This window comes from Streptomyces sp. PT12, from assembly GCF_003311645.1.
Classification (GTDB): domain Bacteria; phylum Actinomycetota; class Actinomycetes; order Streptomycetales; family Streptomycetaceae; genus Streptomyces.
Genome location: NZ_QEST01000128.1, coordinates 1 through 3,355, shown reverse-complemented (window position 1 = coordinate 3,355; position 3,355 = coordinate 1). Strand labels below are relative to the sequence as shown.

The following is a 3,355-nucleotide window of genomic DNA, read 5'->3' as shown; positions in this document are numbered from 1 at the left end:
CATCCCCACCCACTGCGAACCCTGCCCCGGAAACACAAACACCGCACGACCACGAGGGCGTGCCACACCCTCGACCACGCCCACGGCCGGCTCGCCGCGGGTGACCGCGTCAAGGTCACCATTCACGATGACGGCACGGTGCTCAAGGAACGGGCGCGACAGCAACGTCGCGGCGATGTCGCGCGCGTCCACGTCGTCGGCCAGGGGCGCAAGGCGTCCTGCGGCCTGGCGCAAAGCGGCCTCGGAGCGGGCCGTCAGCACCCAGGGCACAGGGCCCGAGGCATCGGAGGGCACGGGCTCGGAGGCGGGTGTCTCCTCGGGCTGCTCCAGGATGATGTGGGCGTTGGTGCCGCTGATGCCGAAGGCCGAAACACCCGCCCGGCGTGGCCCGTTGGACTCCCACGCCCTGGCCTCGGTCAGCAGCTCGACCGCGCCCGAGGACCAGTCGACGTGTGACGACGGCGCGTCCACGTGGAGGGTGCGCGGCATGATGCCGTGGCGCATCGCCATGACGGTCTTGATGACCCCGGCGACACCGGCCGCGGCCTGGGTGTGGCCGATGTTGGACTTCAACGAGCCCAGCCACAGCGGCCGTTCACGGTCCTGGCCATAGGCGGCCAGCAGCGCCTGGGCCTCGATCGGGTCGCCCAGGGCCGTTCCCGTGCCATGCGCCTCCACCACGTCCACATCGGACGGCGAGAGCCCCGCCGAGGCCAACGCCTGCCGTATAACGCGCTGTTGAGAGGGACCGTTGGGCGCGGTCAGACCGTTGGACGCGCCGTCCTGGTTGACGGCCGAGCCACGCAGCACCGCGAGCACCGGATGGCCGTTGCGGCGCGCGTCGGAGAGGCGTTCGACCAGGAGGACGCCCACGCCCTCGGACCAGCCCGTTCCGTCGGCCGCCTCGGCAAACGGCTTGCACCGCCCGTCAGCCGCGAGGCCGCGCTGGCGCGAGAACTCCACGAACACGCCGGGCGTCGGCATGACCGTCGCGCCGCCGACCACGCTGAGGTCGCACTCGCCGCGCCGGAGCGCCTGGGCGGCCCAGTGGAACGCGACCAGCGCGGACGAGCAGCCGGTGTCCACCGTGACGGCCGGGCCCTCGAAGCTGTAGGTGTAGGAGAGGCGCCCTGAGGCGATGCTTGTGGTGGTGCCGGTCAGCAGGTGCCCGCTGAAGTCCTCGGGTGCCTCGTGCAGCCGGGGCCCGTATTCCTGCCACATGGTGCCGACGAAGACGCCGGTGCGGCTGCCGCGCAGGGTGGCGGGGTCGATCCCTGCGCGTTCGAACGCCTCCCACGACGTTTCGAGGAGGAGCCGCTGCTGAGGGTCCATCGCCAGGGCCTCGCGGGGCGAGATCCCGAAGAAGGCCGGGTCGAAGTCGGCGGCGTCGTGGAGGAATCCGCCCTCGCGCACATAGGTCTTGCCCGCCTGCCCCGGCTCCGGGTCATACAAAGCCTCGATGTCCCAGCCGCGGTCGGTGGGGAAGGGGGTGATGGCCTCGCCCTCGCCGACGACCAGGTTCCACAGGTCCTCGGGCGAGCTGATCCCCCCGGGGAAGCGGCAGCCCATCGCCACGATCGCGATCGGCTCGTCGACGGCGACGGGGGCCACGACGACCTCGGCCTCGGCCTTCACGCCGAGGGCCTGGGCGCGCAGGTGCTCCGCGAGGGCCACGGGGGTCGGGTGGTCGAACACCGCGTTGGGCAGCAGCCGCATCCCGGTGGCGCCGGTCAGCCGCTTGACCAGCTCGACCGTCATGAGGGAGTCGAAGCCGAAGCTCTTGAACGCCTTGTCCGTCGCCACCCCGTCAACTCCCTGGTGACCGAGGACGGCGGCGGCGTGGGCGCGCACCAACTCGAGGACGAGCGCGCGCTGTTCGGCCTCGGGCAGTCCCGTGAGCCGGGCGGCGAGACCGTCGAGGGCACCCGCCGTCGCGGGGTCGCCGGTTTCCGTCAGCGGGGACAGCAGCTTGCTCGGGCGACCCGCGGTGAAGGCGGGGGCGAAACGGTCCCAGTCGACATCGGCGACCGTGACCGCGACCTCGTCGGCGGCGAGGGCCTGGTCGAGCGCGGCGATGGCGAGCGCGGGGTCCATCGGTGCGAGCCCGAGGCGTTCCCAGTGCGCGGTGTCGCCGTACTGCGTGGCCATACCAGCGCCACGCCATGCGCCCCAGGCGAGCGAGGTGGCGGGCAGGCCCTGGGCGCGGCGGTGGGCGGCGAGCGCGTCGAGAACGGCGTTGGCCGCGCCATAGGCGCCCTGGCCGCCGCTCCCCCACACGCCAGCGCCCGAGGAGAACAGGACAAAGGCGCGGAGGTCGCGGTCGCGGGTCGCCTCGTGGAGGTGGCGGGCGGCGTCCGCCTTGGGGGCCAGCACCTCGTCGATGCGGGCGGGCGTCAACGCGCCGATGGGGCCGTGGTCTTCGACTCCGGCCGCGTGGATGACGACGCCGAGGTCGGGGATGCCGTCAACGAGTTCGGCGACGGCGGCCTGGTCGGTCATGTCGCAGGCCGCGAACGTGAGGCGGCCTTCGAGATCCGCCCTCAACTCGGCGGCGCCCGGGGCGTTGTCGCCCCTGCGGCTGGCCAACACGATGCGCTGGGCGCCGCGTTCGGCCAGCCAGCGGGCGACATGGGCGCCAAGGGCGCCGGTGCCTCCGGTGACCAGGCATGTGCCGGTCGGCTCCCACGTCCCGGCGCGTGCCGCGCCCGCGCGGACGAGGCGGCGGCCGAACGCGCCCGATCGGCGGATCGACACCTGGTCCTCGTCGCCCTGGAGGACGGCGATCAGGCGGGTGAAGGCCCGCTCGTCGTCGGGGCCTTCGATGTCGACCAAGCCGCCCCAGCGATCGGGGTGTTCGAGGGCGGCGCCAAGTCCCAGGCCCCAGACGGCCGCTCGGGACGGGTCGGCCTCCCAGGCGCCATGGGTCAGGCACCACAGGGTCGCGCCCGAGTCGTCGGCCAGCAGGGCCACGACATCGGCGGGGGCGGGGTCGACGGCCAGGATCGCCGTGATGCCGTCCTGGGGCTCGGTGACGACGCGGGCGCCATGGGCTCTGAGCGCGGCGGCGTAGGGCTCGGGTGCGGTGCCGGTGACCAGCCAGGTGCCGGTGAGGGGTTGGGTGGGGCGGTCGGTGAGGGGCTTCCACTCGACGCGGTAGCGCCAGGAATCAATCGCCGAGCGCTGCTTCTTGCTCTCGCGCCAGGCGGTGATGGCCCGCTGGGCGCTCTCGTCGAGGGCCAGCTCGCCGCGTTCGACGGCAGCCCAGAACTCACCGTCCACCTCGTCACGGGCAGCGGTCGTCTCGGGCCAGTAGCGCTGGCGCTGGAACGGGTAGGTCGGCAGGTCGACATGGCGA

At 73.1% G+C, this 3,355-nt stretch carries 1 protein-coding gene; it reads right to left on the bottom strand.

Annotation, left to right across the window (positions count from 1 at the left end; translation table 11 throughout):
- Positions 1-3,355 (bottom strand): type I polyketide synthase (locus DEH69_RS13670; RefSeq protein WP_113687221.1); only part of this gene is annotated, 3,355 nt, incomplete at both ends.